This is a genomic window from Pleurocapsa sp. FMAR1, from assembly GCF_963665995.1.
Lineage (GTDB): Bacteria > Cyanobacteriota > Cyanobacteriia > Cyanobacteriales > Xenococcaceae > Waterburya.
This window is the reverse complement of the sequence record NZ_OY762512.1, coordinates 2,580,225-2,598,800: the sequence shown is the minus strand read 5'-3', so window position 1 is coordinate 2,598,800 and position 18,576 is coordinate 2,580,225. Positions and strand designations below refer to the sequence as shown.

Sequence of the window (18,576 nt, the reverse complement as noted above, 5' to 3'; positions counted from 1 at the left end):
TAACTATTGTCTCATTAGGGTTGCTGTTTTATATATTTTACGCTTGATGCTAATTAAACAGACCCTCTACATTTTGCCTGAAGGCGATTAGAGCATGATTTTGGGCAAGGTCTGCTAAATCTTCAAGCAATTGAGTGGATACTTCGGGGGTAACGACTGTTTTGACTTCAATGTTGGTATTGTAGCCTGCTACATCTCCCATCCGTTTACCATGACTACCTGCGCCCTGTGCTGGAATAATTGTATACCCAGAAACATTCAATGTTTTCATTAACTTAATTAAACGGTCTTGTAAAACCATTTCACAGATGATGGTTACGAGAGTACCTCGATTAAAAGAAGACATAGAAAACTCCAAATATTTTGTGTGAATAATTAAGCTATTGCTGATTTAGGCGATTACGAGGTTAGCCGTAGGCATCGCCAATACCTTACGCGACTGCCCAATAAAGATTCTGAATAGTCACAGATTATTTGCAAACTTAGCCTGGCATATCCTTATATTTTCAAAACTAGTGAGAACAGATATTATCAGGCTAACTGTCATCACTGACAAAGCAATCGACTTGCTTATGATTTGGTAGCTACGATCTTAACTCCTTCGACATTGACCTTATCAACACCAAGAATTTCTTGAGCTAAAGGTTCAATGGTATTAAACTCTTTTTGATCGCGAACTGTTCCCAGAACAACTAGATTACCATCATTAGCTTTGACAGTCAGCTTGGCGCGAGGGATATTAGATTCTAACTTCGCCCTAACTTCGCTTTCGAGATCGGCATCGGCTCTTTTAGTGCGATCGCCAGCCATATCATTGCGTTGTTCTCTAGCGCGAATATCAGAATTTAGCTGATTTTGGCGAGTTTTATTGCTAGAGTCTTCTTTAGTGTCTTTTACCTTTGTTGCCTGTTCTACCTTGCCATCATTAGAAGTAGGAGCATCGGAGCTTGTTCTGGCTGCATCACAGCTTACTGCACCGAAAAGCAAAACACTGCCCATTAAAAATACTATTAGTTTGTTCATTATATTTCCTCTTAATTTAATAAAAATTCAGTTGATTAAACGATTGTGGTAATCGAATTAACTAAGTTGAAGATTCAAAATTAAGGTTTCATTAGAAGCAAAGGGCAAAATAAATTCTTTAATCCCTACCAGTTTCAAGCTGAGACTGGGTGCTTAAGTTCTATTAAATTTTTGAAAAGTTGAATCTAGCTCTATCTTTTGCCCAATCGTGTTTTTACAGCCGAGTTAGTGTCGGATTACATCACCTTCTTCGTCTATCTCTAATTCTTCGCGACGAATAGTTTCACTCTTTTGTACAGTTTCTTGCTCTACTTCTTTGTGAACGTTAACTTCTTCACGAACAAAAACTTGCTTATTAATCGTGGCAGTTTCTTCATAAAGATCGACGTTTACTGTTTCCCCATCTCCAAAGTGAACAGTTTCAGGACTAATTGCTTCTCCCATGACGTTTTTGCGTTCAATTACAAGACGCTCTTTTTCCACAGGTACAGATATGTTGGCTATTTCGGTTTCAACTCGCTTGCCAATAGAAACCTCTCCTGTTTTGGCACGTTGCTTATTAACCGTTAGGCGTTCTTCATACAGTTTAATTTTTTCGCCGTCAGCAATATCAGTTCTGGTTTTGATATCTTCATCTATGTGGGCTATGTTTGCACCTACAGTTGATTCTGCATTTGAAGTTGGAGCATCATAGATACCAAATTCTTCAATACCATGATGATGCATAATTGCCTCTGCACGAGCAATCTCTGCCTCTGTACCATTAACCATCACCAGAAAGCTGCCATCTTTGACGCTATCTGTATAGATTTTGGCTTTCTCTTCAGGGATGCCTAATCCTACCAAAGCACCTACTAATCCGCCTGCTGCTACGCCAATACCTGCACCAGCCAGAGTCGTAGCGATGGTTGTCGCCCCTGCTCCTGCAAGTAAGATTGGTCCCACACCTGGAATTGCTAATGTACCTAAACCAACTAATAAACCAGTAATACCGCCTAAAGTACCGCCTGTTAACGCACCAGTAGTAGCACCATCATCAGCTTTATCACCTATTTTTTCCGTAGTTTCTACACCATCTATCTGGTCAGCATCTTTGGCGATGATCGAGACTTTGTGCATATCATAGCCACTATCTTTAAGATCGTGGACTGCCGACTCTGCTTTGTCTCGATTATGAAATAAACCAGCAGCACGTTTGTGAGAGGTACTATTCATGAGTTTGCTTTCGCCATTTATCGAAAGTTGATATGTTGATGAAAAAAGACTTTAGCTTTACTGAAACACTATTCTTAAAGACTTTTTTACTAATATCAATATCTCATGACTTTTGCTGGAAATCGTCTATCTAAAGACTGATAAATTTTTAAAATTTTTGGTTTGAAAATTGAAAAACACTTTACTATAGCTATAAACAATACAACTGTAGATTATTACCAAGTTTAAACTGGGTATTGCCAATCTAGCCAGCATAACAGTTTAAAGTGACTTAAAAAAAGAAAATAACAGCTTAAATAGATAATACTGATTCGTTTAATAATAAGATTCAAATAGCAAAGAATATTTCTTGAAAATTAAACTTTACAAAAGAAGACTTTAGCTTGGCTTCAAAGTCTTCAAAAGCAAAAGGTTTATAAATACAATCATCAAAACCTGCGCTGGCAATTTTTGATTGATAATAAAATCTATCCAATCCTGTTACTGCAATAACTGGAATATCTTTAGTGAATATATTAGATTTAAGCTGGCTAATAATATCAAATCCAGAGATTTTGGGCATAACTATATCTAGAACAATAAACTCAGGCGTTTGATCTATTGCTAAATCTAGAACTTTTTCGCTGTCACTAATTCCGTAGTATTTGAGATTCATTCCTTCTAGAATATAGCCGATGAGATATAGATCATCTTGGTTATCCGCAACAACCAATACATAAGGAACATTTGTATAACCTTTTTTATACGACATTTATTTTGGATTTGTTTGGGAATAATTTAAATGACTAAAACCAAAATCTTTTGAGATAGAAAGTTGGGCAAAACTCAACAATACCCAACGTAACCTAGCATCTTAATCTAGTTGCCTAATTAAAGTTAATCAATTTAGAAAACTTGATCATTTAATTAAGGCTTTTAATTTGAGTTATGTACGATAGTCTTGCATAAATTTAAAGTTATGTCTGTTCCGTATCAGACATAGTAACATTGGCGACGAGTCAGGATAATTAATACATCCAAATTTTAGTTTTTTTAATTTGGCAGTTATTTACGTATATCTACTTATTTATAAAAAATAGATAAAAAGCATTTCTATTTAACTTTAGATGGTAATTAAACTTATCATTCATGGATGATACCTTCAAATGATTTTCGGGAACTATAAATTTACATACCTAAAAAACATTTCTAAACGGTTTCTTGAACACTAATCAGACTGAAAGACCCCAAGCAAATCTTTTAATTGTTGATGATACTCTAGATAATTTGGAGTTACTCGCTGCTATTTTAAATAAGCGGGGTTATCAAACTCGTTGTATTGACAATGGCTTTGAAGCAATAAAAGTTGCTCGATCTGGTTGGGCTGATTTAATTTTATTAGATATTAAGATGCCTGACATTGATGGTTATCAGGTATGTGAACAACTCAAGGCTGATGCACAAACTAAAGATATTCCTGTCATCTTTATCAGTGCTTTGGATAATTTTGCCAACAAGAAAAGAGCCTTTAAAGTTGGCGGCGTAGACTACATTAATAAGCCTTTTGAAATCGAAGAGGTGGTAGTTAGAGTTGTCAATCAAATTACCATCAAGTCCAACAACAGCAAAATTATTGAGCTTAATAATCAACTAGAGCAAAAAGTAAAAGAGCGCACCGCTGAACTTGAAAACAGCAATCAGCAGCTACAAGAGGAAGTTAATCTCCGTCAGCAGGCTCAGGATAGACTATTGAAGATGGCTCTTAACGATCCGATCACTGGCTTTGGTAACCGTAATTCTTTTGTTAGTCGTCTCAAGCAGGCATTGAGAGTTACGGGACAGCAGCCTAATTACTATTTTGCCGTAATCTTATTAGAATGCGATCGCTTTAAGACCATTAAATGCACCATCAGTAATGTCGAAACCAACCAACTGTTAATGGCGATCGCTCATAAACTAGACTCTTGTTTACCCGATTCAGCGTTACTTAGTCGCTTGGAAGGGGATGAGTTTGCTATCTTCTTAGATAAGATCCGCAATGTGAATGAGGCGATCGCTGTAGTTGAAAAAATTAGACAAAAGCTGACTACTCCGTTTGCGATCAAACAAAGAAAAATCTTAATCAATGCCAACATGGGTATAGTGATTGGCAGCCAAGATTATCAAGATATAGACCGTCTATTTAACGATGCTGATATTGCCATGCAGCAAGCAAAAGACTTAGAGGGCGATCGCTATCAGGTATTTAAGCCAGAAATGTATATTCAGCTTCAAGAAGATCAAGAGTTGGCAAATCAGGAAATGAGCTTAAAACAGGCAATTAAATACCAAGAATTTGTCAATTATTATCTACCCATAATATCTTTAGCAACCCAGCAAATTATTGAATTAGAAGCTTTGGTTCGTTGGCATCATCCCCAACAAGGAGTTATTCTACCTCAAGATTTTATCGCTACAGCCGAAGATATGGGTTTGATGAATGCGATCGGTAACTTGGTTTTAAAACAGGCTTGTCAACATATTCAACATTGGCAACATAATAATAAAGGTCAAAACAACCTGGGAATTTGTATCAACCTATCGGCTAAACAGCTTTTTCATCCTAGTTTGGTTGATAAGGTTGATATGATTTTGCGTAAAATCAAAATTCAGGGACAACATATTAAGTTTGATATCCCCGAAACGGTATTACTAGAACAGCCTCAGAATACTTTGAGTATTTTGCAGGAGTTAAAAAAACGTCGGGTAAAACTTTGTTTAGACAAATTCGGTTCGGGTTATTCATCTCTAACCTGCCTTCATCGTTTTCCTTTTGATGAATTATCGATAGATCGTTCTTTAATTGCTCACATTGGTCAAGCAACTCCTAATTTAGAACAGGAAAAATCGACCACGCTACTGTTAAAGCAAATTATTGCGATCGCTCATCAAATGAAGATGGTGGTTACAGCCACAGGTATCGAAAACAATTTTCAGCTAAATCTGCTCAAAAGTTTAAACTGCGATCGAGGACAAGGATATCTAATTTCCAAACTCTTAGATAAAGATGCGGTAGATAAGTATCTATTGATAAATAGTAATAAGCAATTAACAACTAACTAACCTGAGTTTGGGATCGCAAAAAGGACAGCTAGTAAGCTAAAAATAACAACTTTCTTCAGTAATCTTGTCTTATGTTTTAGTTTAGACGCTGAAATAAGAACTAGGGAAAAAAAGTATTTAGATAGAATCGAAGGAAAACCATACAACTATTTGGAATCAAGATCGATGACACAATTAACCTCAAAAACTCTATATGATTCGGATTTTGCGCTTTGGATTGAGGAAACTATAAGCAAACTAAAAGCCCAAGAATTTGAGCGAGTTGATTGGGAAAATTTGATTGAAGAGGTTGAATCTTTGGGAAAAAGAGATAAACGAGAGTTAAAAAGTCGTTTGATTACCTTATTTGAACATCTTCTAAAACGTATATATGTACCTTTGCCCGATTGTTATCGGGGTTGGGAAGTGACTATTAGACGTACTCAATCAAAGTTGAAGGATATTTTGGCTGACTCTCCTAGTTTAAGCGGATTTTTAGCAAGTATATATTTCGATTGTTATCAAGAAGCGGTGGACAATATGCAAATTGAATATGATGCTTATTTTCCCGATTTATGCCCATTTCCCCAGGACGTAACTGTTTTATTAACTGAGAAGCTTTGGGAGAAGTCACAATAAGTCAATGAACAGCCAAAGCTTAGAGGAAAGTTAATTTTCATAGCATATAATTAATTTTAGATTAATCGCTGATTATTTAGCTTTTGGCGATCGCGCAGCTTCAAATAATTATCAAGCTAACTAAAAGATGGAAGACGAGTCATTGACTGGATACGCAGCAATTATCCCTGGTGGTGGATTGATGGGAGAATTAGTAAGATTCTATGACTGGTCGCAAACCTCTATTATTGGGGCAATTGAAGGGTGGTCGCCTAGTCTCAAAACCGCAGTCAGCATTATGTTTAGTTCGCGCTACCCGATGTTTGTTTGGTGGGGACAAGAGAAGCTCAATGTTTACAACGAGACGATTATCAGGGCTTTTTTGATTTAGTAGCGGGGCAAATAGCTACGGCGATCGCTCTATCGGCATATGCAGCAGAATTTGACCAGCAACAAGTAAAAGAAGCAGGTTTCCAACAACATATCGCTAAACCACTTAATGTAGATGCTCTTGTTGCCATAGTGAGTAAGCTTGTTGACCTCAAACCAATTAAATCTCAAACTTGAGAGTTGAGATTTGAAAAATTTATTAGTTTATTTAAAAAAGTTTTTAGTCTTTAATCTAAATTTCTATTGAAGCTACAACCTTGCTATAAGGCGATCGCAAAAAAGTGTTTTATCTCTACACTTTATCTTTATGCTAATTTTTGTAGTTAGCTCAAAGGCTAAGGGCTTAAAGCTTAAAGCTAAGAGCTACCTTAACCGTTTAATTCTCTTAATCTGAACTGAGGTCATTTGGTCAAACATTAAACATCTCAACTTTTTTCAAAAACTGTTCTAAATCCCAAGGTTTATAAATTATTCCACTTGCCCCTGCGTGTAAAGCATCTTCGCAACTAACGCTAGTATCGGCAGTCATTAGTAAAACAGGAATATAAGGTGGTTTTTGATGGTTACGTAAATATTCGATTACTTCGTAGCCATCCATTTCAGGCATCATTAAGTCTAGAATAATTAAATCTGGTTTAATTTTCTCTGTTTCTACCTGAGTTATGGCGACTCTTCCACTGTTGGCTGTATTTACTTCATAACCTTGGTTTTCTAAAATAAATTGCGCCAAAAATAAGTTATCAGCAATATCATCGACAACCAAAACACGCTTGGTTGATTTACTTGTTATTAAAGACATGGATAAATTGATTGTGTTCTTACTTTAATAATCCTATTAGCTTTATCTCAAAACAGCCTCTACTTAAAGGATGATAAAAAAGGCGATCAAAGTTAGTTTGAAGTTGCAGTTTTTAAATGTAACCATTATCTTTAAAAGGCTTGTAACTGTAGATTCTAAAGCGCAAAAAAGTTTTGTTAGACTTGCCATTTGAACGCTCAGGCTTCCTATGTCCCCTACAGTACCGACAAAGTACGATCACTATGGGAGAATGATAAGTATAAAATGTTTACTATTAGCCGAGACTACCATTTAGCAGAGTAAGCATCTAGTTGAGTATGATTTCTCAAGTCTTTTGCTCATAGATGATAATTTGGACTCAACTGCCAAGAATCTATATTTTTCTAGACCATTTTACTAATAATAGGTCGATTGAAACTATGAAAGATATGCAAGCCTATCAGAAAATAGATGCTAGATAAAAAGCTGTTTTGTTGTAGTTTGCTATTGTTAGTAAATTTTTGAAAAATAGTTTTTTTTTGCTTATTGTTAGAGAATTTATGCAATCTAAATCTACTTATAGATGCTATTTAGTATTGTTTTAAATTAAACAAATAAATCAAGTGCTGTTGATGGCACTTATGATTCAGACCGATATTGAATTAAAAGATCTGAAATATGATGACGTTGAATTTCTGCCTAAATTAAACAACAAGCTCGCAAAATAGCATTTGTTAGCTAATAATTATAATAATACGCCTAACGTTGTTTTTGGTCGTTTGCTGTTGCAATGTCATAGCCAACTCGATTAGGCGATCGCGACTAATTAAATGACAAACAGTAACTAAATTGGGGGAAACTATGGCTACAGGAATGATGGTCAATGGTCAATGGACTAACGAAGAGTACGAAAAGGATAAAAAAGGGCGTTTTCAGCGCAATCCAACTACCTTTCGCGATCGCCTTACGGCTGATGGTTCGAGTGGCTTGACCGCAGTTAGCGATCGCTATCATCTATACGTATCCTATGCCTGTCCCTGGGCGCATCGTACCTTGATTATGCGTCAATTGAAAGGATTAACCGATGCCATAAGCATTTCCGCAGTAGACCCTTTGATGGGCTCGGACGGTTGGGAATTTTCTAACTTTCGGGGGACGGTTGCCGATACTATCAATCATACTAAGTATCTAAGAGAAGTATATGCGATCGCCGACTCCAGCTATACAGGGCGAGTTACAGTACCAATATTATGGGATAAAAAGACTTCAAGTATTGTCAACAATGAATCTCGCGAAATTATACGGATGTTCGATACCGAGTTTGCAGACATAGCCCAAAACAAAATTGATTTATATCCTCAAGAGTTACAAGAGAAAATAGATCGGGCGATCGATGACATTTACGATCCAATTAATAATGGCGTTTATAAAGCTGGATTTGCTAAATCCCAAGAGGCTTATGAGGAAGCAGTTAAAAAATTGTTTGCTGCCTTAGATTATTGGGAAAATGTACTAGCAAAACAAAAATATCTTTGTGGGGATACTTTAACTGAAGCAGATATCTGTATGTTCACTACCTTATTTCGCTTTGATGCGGTTTATTATGTACATTTTAAGTGTAATCTGCGCCATATTTGGGATTATCCTAATTTATGGAGCTATTTAACGAGAATTTATCAATATCCTGGAGTTCAAGATACCTGCAACTTAGAGCATATCAAACTGCATTACTATCAAAGTCATCCTCATATCAATCCTAGTGGCATAGTTCCTTACGGTCCTTTGATTGATTTTAAATAATCGAAGATATAATGCGGAGCGAGCAAGCGATCGCTTTTTATGAGAATAACCTTATCTTTAGGGGGTCACTTCATGAAATCAGCAACGCCCGAAAAGCTAGCGCCATTAAATGAAGCTAGCGTGAAAAAAATAGGTTAACTATGACGAATGCTACGCTCAGAAAAATTGCAAAGTGACGAGTAAAGTCTATTTGCTTTTCTAATTTAGATATAGCTTGTTTAGTTCCTACAAATAAAGCATTAATATATCTTTGCTGTTCTGCATTTTGATGATCTATTTGCGTTTCAATTTTTTGTATATCAGGAAAAGAACTATGAAACCTATTGTTAGCCTCATTTAAACCGCTCTGTAGCTGATTACTTACCTGATATTGAAAATTCTCCAGACCTTTACGAAAATCTTGTTTTAGACTTACAACTTGTAGCTCAATTTCTTGGTATAGCTCTTGCCTTTCGGCTTCATTCTTAGCAAGTATCTTTTCTTCTAGCCCAATCATTGATTGGGCGTATTTATCCTCAAGTTGAGCTAACTTATCAGCAGCCTGTTCTTTTTCTTTAATCAGGTGAGAAAGGAGCTTTTCAAATAGTCCAGGTCCTAACTGAAAATAGCCTCTTTGAATTGCCCGAATTGTATCAATAATTTCTTGTGCTGAAGTATTTTTGAGCAAGTAACCCTTTGCTCCTGCTTCGACTGCTGCATTTATATTATCTTCGTCGTCGTGACTACTAAGAATAATGACTTTAGTCTGGGGAAAACGCTGACTTGTTATTTTAGTTACGGTTAAACCACTCATTTCGGGCATTTCCAAGTCAACTATCATAATGTCAACCTGAAATTGTTCCATGTATTTAAAAGCTTCATGACCATTAATAGCTTTGCCAACAACTTCTAAATCTGGTTCTGTTTCTAAAATTGCCTGTAATGCCTGCCTGGTAAAATTTTGATCGTCTACTATTAATAATCTAATCATTAACAAAATTAAGTAAAATAACTAAATAGAAATAAAAATATTGATTATAGAATATATTTTTGGCTATCTAATTACGTTTTATGCCTGTATATATTGGGTTAAAATATTATTAGAGGCTTTTTTTAAAGCTAAAATCATTGTTTATGATTATGAAATCTCTATATTTTGCACAATATAGTAAATTGTAAATATATTTACAAGATAAATTATGTATTTTATTCATGTTTTTTATGCTTACTAAATTTATCTGTTTTTATAAATGTTATTAAACAATAAATACTAAGATTTTTATTCGCTTTAAAATCTAATATTAAGCCAATGCCAAATGTTTTGTAGATAAATTACTATTGAATATAATTATCAAATAGCTTTACTATTTTGCCAGATAACATTAGGGAAAATTGTAGACTTAATCTTTAATGAAAATTAAGTGAAAATGCAGTTTACTCAATCTTTATACATTTACAAGTATCTTACAGGAATTTAGGAATTTTTACGTAAGTATAATCTTATTACAAATATGTTATTTAAATACCAGTCCAGAGAACGCAGTAGATTAACTATTTAAAATAATCGATAGAACATAGTTATTCTCTAGATTATTCAACAGCAGGTAAATAGTATATAAACTTATAAATGAAGCGATCTTCACCAACGGTCACAGCAGCGCGAAGTTAAGGCGCGTTTTGGGGCGAGAATATGCTCTCGCGGACTGGAGTCCGCGAGAGCATATTCCACTCGCCCGTTGCGAGACAGTTGCGTTGCGGTGGTGAAGCCGAGGGTCGCTCGTCTTCATGCGGGACGTGGCGGAGCCTGCTGTGACGTATCTACCGTTCGATAAATAATGCGATCGCGACCTTTGAGTTTTGCATCGTACAAAGCGTCATCCGCAGTAGCAATCAAAATATCGGGCGATGAGCGTGGGTCAGGAATAATACTAGTAACGCCTAAGCTAAGGCTGATAATATCGCTAATTTGGGATGAAGCATGATGTATTTGTAAGTCTTGAATTTGTCTACGAATATCTTCTGCTACCTTAAGCGACCCTGCTCCTTCTGTATGGGGTAAAACCACGGCAAACTCTTCTCCCCCATAACGAAATGCTATATCAGCAGGACGTTTAACAGCCCGTTCAATGGCTTGAGCAACTTCATATAGACAATTATCTCCTGCCTGGTGTCCATAGGTATCATTGAAGGATTTAAAATAATCCACATCACATAAAATTAGCGATAAATATTCTCGATCGCGGGCGCATCGCGACCATTCCTGAGCAATATACTCATCAAAGCGGCGACGATTGGCTATCTGAGTCAGACTATCGATATTAGCTTGGTAAGTTAATCTTAAATTAGTTTGTTTTAGAGTATCTTCTATTTGTTTGCGATCGCTAATGTCACGAAAAGTTATGGCAAAACCATCACCAAGCTTTACCGCCACAATATGAAACCAAGCTGGGAGAGAAAGAGAGTCGTGAAAATGTTCTTTTTCTAGCACGGTACAAGTTTCCACAACCTGAGTAAATGCTTCAAACAGCCCGTCAAATAGATGACCAGGAGACTCTTCGACAAATAATCGTCTGCCTTTAAGAGTTTGGGTTGTTTTGCCCAGGGTCATTGCCGCTACTGGGTTAGCAATTAACCAGCGAAAATCGACAATCTGTCCATGGCGATCGCGAATTGCTTCAAAAGCAGCAACCCCATCTAAAGAGCTATTTAAAACTCCAGTTAATAAAGCACGAGATTTATTTAATTCTCTTTCAGCAATTTTTCTTTCGGAGATTTGCTCATTTAAACCTTGCTGAAATTTTGCTTGCTGTTGAACAATATTTAATTGAGTCTGGACGCGAAAAACCACTTCCTCGATAAAAAAAGGCTTGGTAATATAATCTGCTGCACCCACTCGAAAAGCTTCAACTTTATCGTACTCTGAGTCTAAACCGCTTAAAAAAATAATTGGTATACGTTGAGTTTCTGCCTGAGATTTTAAAACGCGACATACGTGATATCCGTCCATTATAGGCAACATAATATCAAGCAAGATTAAATCAGGGCTTATTGTCTTGATTATGGACAAAGCCATCTTTCCATCCGTAGCCGAATCAACTCTATAACCTTTATTACTTAGTAAAGATGACAGCAATCTAGTGTTTTCAGGTAAATCGTCTACTATTAATATTCGTTCTTGTAGCTTTTCTTGATAATTTTTGTTCATTTACCACTATTGGGTAACGATTATTGCCACAGGTTAGATTGAGTAGCTAAAGTTACAAATGGCTTGGCAGTACAACAACTTTTTCTCTTCACAAATAAGCACCTAATTAAATCAAAACGAAAAATGGAACAAGAAGTGCTGACCAAAATACAGTCAAGCCTATTGACCGCCTTCCTCTGTCAATAAATCACTTTATCGTCTACAAATAAAATTTAAACATAAGAAAATAGCAATATCAGAGAGATTTTATCGTTAAAAAACTGAATGTCATGTTCTTTTTAGACTATAAATTCAGTCAATAATCTATGACCATAGGTCAATCCGCATTTTAGTTTCTTTTTTTTGTTACTCTTCAATAGTTTTATTGATTGGTCAAAATAATAACTAATTTACGTGAAACGTAGAAACAATCTAGCGTTGCAAATCAATGTGTATAATTATAATTTAGCTATACATAAGTTATATCATCTATTTTTCTAAGCGCAAATGATGATATCACTCAAAACAAAATTGGCTAATGGATAGATATTTCCGAACTCAGATTAATTATAAACCCGCTCTTTGGTGCAGTCGGCATTTTTGACAAGCTTATTTGCAAATTTTGTTTAGGTACATTGTATTGCAGAGATTGAGTCAAGAAATTTAGCGTTACCTTCATTAATTCTATCGTGATCTATTCTCCAGGACAACGATGGTTAGTATAGTAGTCTTCACCACCTTGAGGAATAAAATTAAACTTGCTCTCATCCCATTCGCGAAATCGTTCGGGATAAAAAGCTTCTGGGTTTGACCACAATTGAGGATCGTAATTAGTACCATATAAATCGAGCAGCACTTTTGTCCCTTGAGAAAAATGATATCCGTGCCAATCAAAATCTTGACAAACTATAGCTGCTGCAAACGGAAAAAAGGGATAAAATCAACGCACTTCTTGCACAAACCATTCAGAATACTCCGCTTCCCCAGTTTGTAATTTTTGCAGACATTCAGGATGTTCGTGTAAAGCCAAAGCAGCAAAAGTTACATATCGTGCGCTTGCCAAGCAGAAAAAATTGTTACTTAGCTAAGTTCGCCAAACAAATTGCCAGCCAACATTCTTTTAATAGCTTGAGCGATTATAAGTGCAATAGAAACTATCTCTAGTTGCAGTTTTTTGCTCTGTTTTACTTACATTTACTTAAATCCATACCAAATCCTCAGCAACCGCTGCCAACTGAGGATTTGTCGTATCAGTAAAAAGTTAAAAATTACCAGCCTTTAATTACTGGGCTTGGGGAATAGGTTGGGGTTGGGGAGTTGGTACAGGCTGCGGAATAGGCGTTGGAATAGGCGTTGGAACAGGTTGAGGTTGGGGAGTTGGTACAGGCTGCGGAATAGGCGTTGGAACAGGTTGAGGTTGGGGAGTTGGTACAGGTTGAGGACTGGGATTAGGAGGTGCTGGAGGTGCTTCAATCATTTTTAGTTTAGTTATTAGTTTTTAAAAGAGATAATTGTGATGTCTTAAACAAGAATTAAGCAGCAGCAAGCTGTTTAACCTTAGCTTCTAAAGTTTGCTGAAGAGAATCAAAGGGTTGAACAAATTTATCAATTCCTTCCTCTAATAATTCCTGCATCACTTCATTTAAGTCTATATTGATATCGCTTTCTTGCAAACTAGCTATCAACTGCTTGGCTGCTTCGACGTTAGTTTCAATAGAATTAGCGGTAATATCGCAGTGGTCGGCACAGGCTTTTAAGGTATCAGGAGGTAAAGTATTAACAGTATGTTCTCCTATCAGTTCCTCAACATACATCACGTCGCTATATTCAGGATTTTTAGTGCTGGTACTTGCCCACAAAAGCCTTTGAAAGTTTGCACCCTTCTCGGCTAAGGCTTTCCAGCGATCGCTATCAATAATCTCGTGGAATTTTTGATAAGCCAATTTAGCATTGGCGATCGCAACTTTTCCGAGAATCTGTCGTAGGCGAACTTCTTCGTTTAGGGTTTCTGTACCAATCTGTTCGAGTCTTTCCTCAATACAAGCGTCAATTTTAGAATCAATGCGACTCAAAAAGAAGCTGGCAACTGAAGCAATTTTATCAATTGGTTGTCCTTTTTCTACTCTCTGTTCTAAACCGCTAATATATGCCCGTGCTGAGTGTTCGTAACTTTCTACAGAAAACAACAGGGTAACATTGACGTTAATCCCTTCAGCTATAACTCGTTCGATGGCAGGAAAACCTTCAGGTGTGCCAGGAATTTTAATCATTACGTTTTCACGCTCGATTGCCTGGTAATACCGTATTGCTTCTTCAATCGTACCTTCAGTGTCTCTAGCAAGGTGAGGTGAAACTTCAATGCTGACATAGCCATCTAGTCCTCCAGTTTGTTCGTAAATTTCTTTAAAGCGATCGCAAGTATTACGAATATCTTTGAAAATCAGCGATTCATATATTTCACTAACTGGTTTATTCGCTTTGATTTCCGCTTCAATATCTGCATCGTAAACTTGATTACCAGCGATCGCCTTCTCAAATATCGCTGGATTAGAAGTAATACCCCGCAGTCCGTAATTTTTGATTTGCTTTTCTAGTTCGCCAGACTCAATTAGACTGCGATTAAGATTATCCATCCAGATGCTTTGTCCGTAATTTTTAATTTCTAAAAGTGGGTTATTAGCCATAATTTTGGATCTCCTTTTTCTGGTTAAATAGTTTTTTTAATTAAATTTCTGTTTGCCAAACTTGCCAGTAATTACCCAAGCGAGCGGTAAAATCTTTTGGTTTTTCCGTGTAAATCCTTTTGCCTAAAAATATCGCCGCTGACTGTAATTCTTGACGACGGCGATCGATTAAAGCAGTTAAAGTCTCTAGTGTGTCTTCACGATCAAATCTTTCTTGCTGACTTAAGACCAATTCTTCTAACACGGCTAAATCGTGATCTTCACCCAAATAATCAGACAGATTATGAGTTTGATCGACCCACTGTTTCATCACCTCAGACCAAATCTGATTCAAAATTTCTAGCTGGTAGCGAAGATATTTAACTCGCTTACGCCATTCATGAAAATTTTCTGCTGTTGGTTTGGATCTACTTTGGTCTAGACCTTTACAACCTTGATGATAAATACGCTTCAAACTCTTATCTATCGCTGACCAATCATTTGCTTCAATTGTCCAGTCAGCGATCGCCTCCTTAGCATCTTTCAATTGGTTTTTGATCGAAATTAAAATCCCCTCATTTAAGACTTGCTGATATTCTCGACGATAATCAACCTGTAACTCTTGGCGCATATCCGTAAAGGTTTCGGGCGCAATATCGGCAAAATGTGTAGTCAACTTATTTAAAGCTTCAATCTGCACTTTGCCGTCTCGTAAACTGGCTAAATTACGTCCCAAGTCGCGAAAACGGGCATTTTCTCGCTTATAAGATTTTTTTCCTAGACTATCTCGTATTAAACGAACTACAGCTCTAGTTTTCTTTAAGCGTTTGCGAACCTGATGTACTGCTTCGTCAACGCCAAGCTCATCAGTGGCAGATAACTCACTTATTGCTTTTTCTATTTGCTCGCTTGCAATTCTTTTGATTCCTTTGGATACGGATTTATGAGCTTTAAGTCTGTAGGTCATTGGCTGATATTTTTACTTAACTTAAATGTCTTGCAGATATTTTGTCTCTATAAGTCACTACAGCAAAATTCTTAGCCGATGCAAAGATTGAATATCCGCCTAATTTAATATTAGAAAATAAAGCACTAATTGTTCTTCCCACTTTTGATAGATAATCTGTGACCAGAATAGTCACATTTTTTGATAATGGTTAAGGGAACACCCTGTCTTTTAACGGAATAAACCACTGGACATTCAGGGTATTGACTATGAAAATCCCATCGAGGTAAGGCTACATAGTAAAATTGCTTAGAATCCCCCACAACTAAATCAAGTTTGGGAGAAGCCGATATTTTGGATAAAAATTGATTTTGAGTTGCAACTATTGCATTGGGGGCAGCATTATTATTAAGCCACTCCATAGCTTCACGGACGCTCAAGCCCCAATAATCAGTTTCATATTGATTTTCTGCCGCAGCCAATCCCCCAAACAGCCGATTGAAATAAATATATTCATAGGGATGCAAAGCTATCATATCCAAAACAATGGGACTTAATAAGGCGATCGTCAACACTGAAGCGAATATCTGCCAACTTTTTCTGGATATCGTTTGATAGATCCAAGCTAATGCAGTAGCAGAAAAGACGGCGATTCCTGGCAGCATAAACAGAAATTGTCGCATCCCGTCATACATAGTTGATTGTTTGAGGATGGCAATACCTGGTAAAACAAATATCTGAAGCAAAACCAAGATCACACAAGCCCGTTGAATGTTAGTTAGTGTTTTATATTTATAGACAATTAACAGTAAACAGATAAGAAACGTAATTTGAAAAATTAAGGGAATAGTAATCACTAACCATCTGGGAAGATAATCCCACGGGAGAGAACTGGCTAAAATCTGTTGACCTTTAAATAAAACAGTGTTGGGCCACTGAAATTTAGATAAATATTGCAAAGTTTCTACAAACCAGCGTACTGGATTAGACCAAGATGCAGGATGAATAACAGCTGTGGTTATCATCCAAGCAACAGACATTAATCCATATAAACTCCAGAAGCGTAAAAAATTACCAATACTTTTTATTCCCAGGCTAATTAAAAGATGAGTTAGAGGTACAAAAAACAATAAGAAAAATCCGCCAATTCTGGTTCCTGTAGCCAACCCGACTAAAACACCGTAAAGTAAGGAGTAGAGAGTGATACGGTTGATGCCTAATTTAATATTTTTTCTGGGTGCTTTAAGATAGTAATCTACTAAGCAAGCTCCTAACCAAGTCCCTAATGTAAACATAGCTGCCAAGGGAATATCTTTCGGATTAAAGAAGCTATGACCCCAAAATCTAGGGAAGAGAGCTAAATTGAGCGATCCTAACCAAGCATATTCAAAGCCAGCTAAAATTCCCACCATTGCTGCTACAGAAATATAAGCTACCAGAGATAGCAAAAAAGTTAGAAGATGCTTGACTGGAATTCTTGCAGCAATAGCCCGATCGGTGGGTTCGCCATTGAGCAAATCATCGTCTTTAAGAGGATTATAAGCAAATCCCTCCTTAAAGATTTTCTGGACTTGAAAAACGGTTTCAGCAGTGACATCGAATATAATGCCGTAGTATTTGAGATCGATAGGTATCGGCTCGCCTTTGGTGATTAAATCGTAGTTATATTTAACATTCTTTATATGAGTCTCCTCATCCACGCAGACTCCATAATTGCCAATAGTCGCCAGACCTATTAAAGCTATAATCGCCAGTGTGCCGCAAAGTTTGAGATAGGCTTTTGTTGAGATGTATCTCATTGTTAAAAATTCCGCTTTTTGCCTAAGACAATATAATACATCTTTGAGCGAAGATTTTAAATTTGGCGGTAAAGCTTACGCCGTCTTAGTGCGCGTATATGCGGGCAAACCTTTTGTTTTTGTCGAACCCTTTAAGGGTCGAACCGTTATCCGAGCGATCGCAATTTGGCAATTATTTTTACGACCATCAGCTAATAATAAAATTTGGACTAACGCTATATCTAACTACACAGATAGAGCATTAGCCCAAATTAAAATTAATTCTTTATTTCACTTAGGCAATACTTGATAACACATCAGCAGCATGAGTACCGGTATTTACCTTGTCATCAACGTGAGTAATTTTGCCATTACCGTCAATAATGTAGGTTACGCGCTTGGCATGACCACCACCGTCAACATCATAGGCTTTGGTCATTGTGCCATCGCTATCAACCAAAAGCGTAAAAGGTAAACTATATTTCTCTTTAAATTGTTGATGAGATGCCTGATCGTCCATACTGACACCAAGTACCACCATGTCTTTATCTTGATATTCGCTAATGCTGTCGCGGAAACTTTGAGCTTGTTTTGTACAACCAGGAGTATCATCTTTAGGATAAAAATAGAGAACAACCATCTTTCCCTGAAAATCTGCTAGAGAAACATTGTTACCCTGGTCGTCGATAGTAGTAAAAGCTGGTGCTGTTGAGCCAACTGATAGAGTCATAGTCGAGAAATCCTTTTAAATCTAGCTTTTACCTTTAGACTTTAGCGTAATTAGATCGATTTATGCTCAAAGCGATCGCTTTGAACTATGGAATAAGTATCAAAAGGTAAACATTTAGACAGCCGAGCAGAGCAGATAAAAATCAAGAATTTTTAGTTGACCTAGAAGTTAAGCTAAAGAGCGCAACATAAACAGAAACCAGACCTAACTTTAAAATCCAGGGAGCGCATAATAGAGTTACCAGGGAAAATGCCACAGACGTAAAGCGAATTGCAGCCTTAAAAACATCGTCGTTTATTCTAGAACTTATATATAGTGCGATCGCTGCGACGGATAATGTCACTAATGAAAGCGCGAGCATTTGATTTTCCCTCTTACTATTAAAATACGTACTCTCTATTGGCAATAATCA

General features: G+C 36.7%; 20 protein-coding genes and 1 pseudogene. 6 read left to right on the top strand and 15 right to left on the bottom strand.

The genetic code is table 11. The features are described from left to right. Positions 1-49: 49 nt before the first annotated feature. From SLP02_RS12570 to SLP02_RS12555, 4 genes are all read right to left on the bottom strand, one after another. On the bottom strand, positions 50-346 hold the full coding sequence (locus SLP02_RS12570) for a P-II family nitrogen regulator (protein WP_319420998.1): 297 nt from the start codon (positions 344-346) through the stop codon (positions 50-52). Positions 347-570: 224 nt separating this feature from the next. Then, a complete protein-coding gene (locus SLP02_RS12565) occupies positions 571-1,023 on the bottom strand; it encodes a BON domain-containing protein (RefSeq protein WP_319420997.1) in 453 nt (150 codons plus the stop codon). 225 nt (positions 1,024-1,248) lie between these two features. Continuing rightward, positions 1,249-2,238 (bottom strand): YsnF/AvaK domain-containing protein, encoded by a 990-nt coding sequence (locus SLP02_RS12560; RefSeq protein ID WP_319420996.1) that lies wholly within the window; start codon positions 2,236-2,238, stop codon positions 1,249-1,251. Between the two features lie 328 nt (positions 2,239-2,566). Next, positions 2,567-2,989, bottom strand: coding sequence for a response regulator (locus tag SLP02_RS12555; RefSeq protein WP_319420995.1), 423 nt, complete (start codon positions 2,987-2,989; stop codon positions 2,567-2,569). A gap of 449 nt (positions 2,990-3,438) precedes the next feature. Here SLP02_RS12555 and SLP02_RS12550 point away from each other — a divergent pair, with 449 nt between their 5' ends. The 4 genes from SLP02_RS12550 (at position 3,439) to SLP02_RS12535 (ending at position 6,483) form a co-directional block, all read left to right on the top strand. Beyond that, complete coding sequence (locus SLP02_RS12550; RefSeq protein ID WP_319420994.1) at positions 3,439-5,319, top strand: GGDEF/EAL domain-containing response regulator; 1,881 nt, start codon at positions 3,439-3,441, stop codon at positions 5,317-5,319. Between the two features lie 165 nt (positions 5,320-5,484). Further along, positions 5,485-5,937, top strand: coding sequence for a DUF29 domain-containing protein (locus SLP02_RS12545; RefSeq protein ID WP_319420993.1), 453 nt, complete (start codon positions 5,485-5,487; stop codon positions 5,935-5,937). A 127-nt stretch (positions 5,938-6,064) separates the two neighbouring features. Then, positions 6,065-6,307, top strand: coding sequence for a hypothetical protein (locus SLP02_RS12540; RefSeq protein ID WP_319420992.1), 243 nt, complete (start codon positions 6,065-6,067; stop codon positions 6,305-6,307). Then, a complete protein-coding gene (locus SLP02_RS12535; protein ID WP_319420991.1) occupies positions 6,247-6,483 on the top strand; it encodes a response regulator in 237 nt (78 codons plus the stop codon). The genes SLP02_RS12540 and SLP02_RS12535 overlap by 61 nt, the downstream gene beginning before the upstream one ends. Before the next feature lie 232 nt (positions 6,484-6,715). Here the strand turns inward: SLP02_RS12535 and SLP02_RS12530 are convergent, their stop codons facing one another. Further along, positions 6,716-7,105, bottom strand: a complete 390-nt coding sequence (locus SLP02_RS12530) for a response regulator (protein ID WP_319420990.1) — start codon at positions 7,103-7,105, stop codon at positions 6,716-6,718. 840 nt (positions 7,106-7,945) lie between these two features. Here SLP02_RS12530 and SLP02_RS12525 point away from each other — a divergent pair. Then, positions 7,946-8,884 carry a glutathione S-transferase family protein gene (locus SLP02_RS12525; protein WP_413467372.1) on the top strand — a complete coding sequence of 313 codons (939 nt, stop codon included), beginning with the start codon at positions 7,946-7,948 and terminating at the stop codon, positions 8,882-8,884. A 115-nt stretch (positions 8,885-8,999) separates the two neighbouring features. On the opposite strand, the gene SLP02_RS12520 is transcribed toward SLP02_RS12525, so the two are convergent. The 8 genes and pseudogenes from SLP02_RS12520 to SLP02_RS12485 form a co-directional block, all read right to left on the bottom strand. Next, positions 9,000-9,854: a response regulator gene (locus SLP02_RS12520; protein WP_319420988.1), complete on the bottom strand. Its 855-nt coding sequence runs from the start codon at positions 9,852-9,854 to the stop codon at positions 9,000-9,002. A gap of 792 nt (positions 9,855-10,646) precedes the next feature. Beyond that, on the bottom strand, positions 10,647-12,068 hold the full coding sequence (locus tag SLP02_RS12515) for a diguanylate cyclase domain-containing protein (protein ID WP_319420987.1): 1,422 nt from the start codon (positions 12,066-12,068) through the stop codon (positions 10,647-10,649). 673 nt (positions 12,069-12,741) lie between these two features. Further along, positions 12,742-12,972 (bottom strand): annotated as a pseudogene (locus tag SLP02_RS12510) (cytochrome P450); the annotation flags it as partial. Positions 12,973-12,987: 15 nt separating this feature from the next. Then, a complete protein-coding gene (locus SLP02_RS12505) occupies positions 12,988-13,110 on the bottom strand; it encodes a hypothetical protein (protein WP_319420986.1) in 123 nt (40 codons plus the stop codon). A gap of 219 nt (positions 13,111-13,329) precedes the next feature. Further along, positions 13,330-13,524: a hypothetical protein gene (locus tag SLP02_RS12500; RefSeq protein ID WP_319420985.1), complete on the bottom strand. Its 195-nt coding sequence runs from the start codon at positions 13,522-13,524 to the stop codon at positions 13,330-13,332. Between the two features lie 55 nt (positions 13,525-13,579). Continuing rightward, positions 13,580-14,731, bottom strand: a complete 1,152-nt coding sequence (gene tal, locus SLP02_RS12495) for a transaldolase (RefSeq protein WP_319420984.1) — start codon at positions 14,729-14,731, stop codon at positions 13,580-13,582. A 40-nt stretch (positions 14,732-14,771) separates the two neighbouring features. Then, on the bottom strand, positions 14,772-15,677 hold the full coding sequence (locus SLP02_RS12490; RefSeq protein ID WP_319420983.1) for a CHAD domain-containing protein: 906 nt from the start codon (positions 15,675-15,677) through the stop codon (positions 14,772-14,774). A 125-nt stretch (positions 15,678-15,802) separates the two neighbouring features. Then, positions 15,803-17,455: a hypothetical protein gene (locus tag SLP02_RS12485; RefSeq protein WP_319420982.1), complete on the bottom strand. Its 1,653-nt coding sequence runs from the start codon at positions 17,453-17,455 to the stop codon at positions 15,803-15,805. 43 nt (positions 17,456-17,498) lie between these two features. Between SLP02_RS12485 and SLP02_RS12480 the strand changes: the two genes are divergently transcribed. Beyond that, positions 17,499-17,744 (top strand): hypothetical protein, encoded by a 246-nt coding sequence (locus SLP02_RS12480; protein WP_319420981.1) that lies wholly within the window; start codon positions 17,499-17,501, stop codon positions 17,742-17,744. On the opposite strand, the gene SLP02_RS12475 is transcribed toward SLP02_RS12480, so the two are convergent. Together SLP02_RS12475 and SLP02_RS12470 are read right to left on the bottom strand one after the other, a co-directional pair. Further along, positions 17,730-18,164 carry a peroxiredoxin gene (locus SLP02_RS12475; RefSeq protein ID WP_319420980.1) on the bottom strand — a complete coding sequence of 145 codons (435 nt, stop codon included), beginning with the start codon at positions 18,162-18,164 and terminating at the stop codon, positions 17,730-17,732. The genes SLP02_RS12480 and SLP02_RS12475 overlap by 15 nt on opposite strands. 142 nt (positions 18,165-18,306) lie before the next feature. Next, positions 18,307-18,525: a hypothetical protein gene (locus SLP02_RS12470; protein ID WP_319420979.1), complete on the bottom strand. Its 219-nt coding sequence runs from the start codon at positions 18,523-18,525 to the stop codon at positions 18,307-18,309. Positions 18,526-18,576: the final 51 nt, after the last annotated feature.

Bases quoted from the DNA above. Each gene is read 5' to 3' on its own strand.
- SLP02_RS12570 (WP_319420998.1), bottom strand. From the start codon at position 346: ATGTCTTCTTTTAATCGAGGTACTCTCGTAACCATCATCTGTGAAATG.
- SLP02_RS12565 (WP_319420997.1), bottom strand. From the start codon at position 1,023: ATGAACAAACTAATAGTATTTTTAATGGGCAGTGTTTTGCTTTTCGGT.
- SLP02_RS12560 (WP_319420996.1), bottom strand. From the start codon at position 2,238: ATGAATAGTACCTCTCACAAACGTGCTGCTGGTTTATTTCATAATCGA.
- SLP02_RS12555 (WP_319420995.1), bottom strand. From the start codon at position 2,989: ATGTCGTATAAAAAAGGTTATACAAATGTTCCTTATGTATTGGTTGTT.
- SLP02_RS12545 (WP_319420993.1), top strand. From the start codon at position 5,485: ATGACACAATTAACCTCAAAAACTCTATATGATTCGGATTTTGCGCTT.
- SLP02_RS12540 (WP_319420992.1), top strand. From the start codon at position 6,065: ATGGAAGACGAGTCATTGACTGGATACGCAGCAATTATCCCTGGTGGT.
- SLP02_RS12530 (WP_319420990.1), bottom strand. From the start codon at position 7,105: ATGTCTTTAATAACAAGTAAATCAACCAAGCGTGTTTTGGTTGTCGAT.
- SLP02_RS12525 (WP_413467372.1), top strand. From the start codon at position 7,946: ATGGCTACAGGAATGATGGTCAATGGTCAATGGACTAACGAAGAGTAC.
- SLP02_RS12520 (WP_319420988.1), bottom strand. From the start codon at position 9,854: ATGATTAGATTATTAATAGTAGACGATCAAAATTTTACCAGGCAGGCA.
- SLP02_RS12515 (WP_319420987.1), bottom strand. From the start codon at position 12,068: ATGAACAAAAATTATCAAGAAAAGCTACAAGAACGAATATTAATAGTA.
- SLP02_RS12500 (WP_319420985.1), bottom strand. From the start codon at position 13,524: ATGATTGAAGCACCTCCAGCACCTCCTAATCCCAGTCCTCAACCTGTA.
- tal (WP_319420984.1), bottom strand. From the start codon at position 14,731: ATGGCTAATAACCCACTTTTAGAAATTAAAAATTACGGACAAAGCATC.
- SLP02_RS12490 (WP_319420983.1), bottom strand. From the start codon at position 15,677: ATGACCTACAGACTTAAAGCTCATAAATCCGTATCCAAAGGAATCAAA.
- SLP02_RS12485 (WP_319420982.1), bottom strand. From the start codon at position 17,455: ATGAGATACATCTCAACAAAAGCCTATCTCAAACTTTGCGGCACACTG.
- SLP02_RS12475 (WP_319420980.1), bottom strand. From the start codon at position 18,164: ATGACTCTATCAGTTGGCTCAACAGCACCAGCTTTTACTACTATCGAC.
- SLP02_RS12470 (WP_319420979.1), bottom strand. From the start codon at position 18,525: ATGCTCGCGCTTTCATTAGTGACATTATCCGTCGCAGCGATCGCACTA.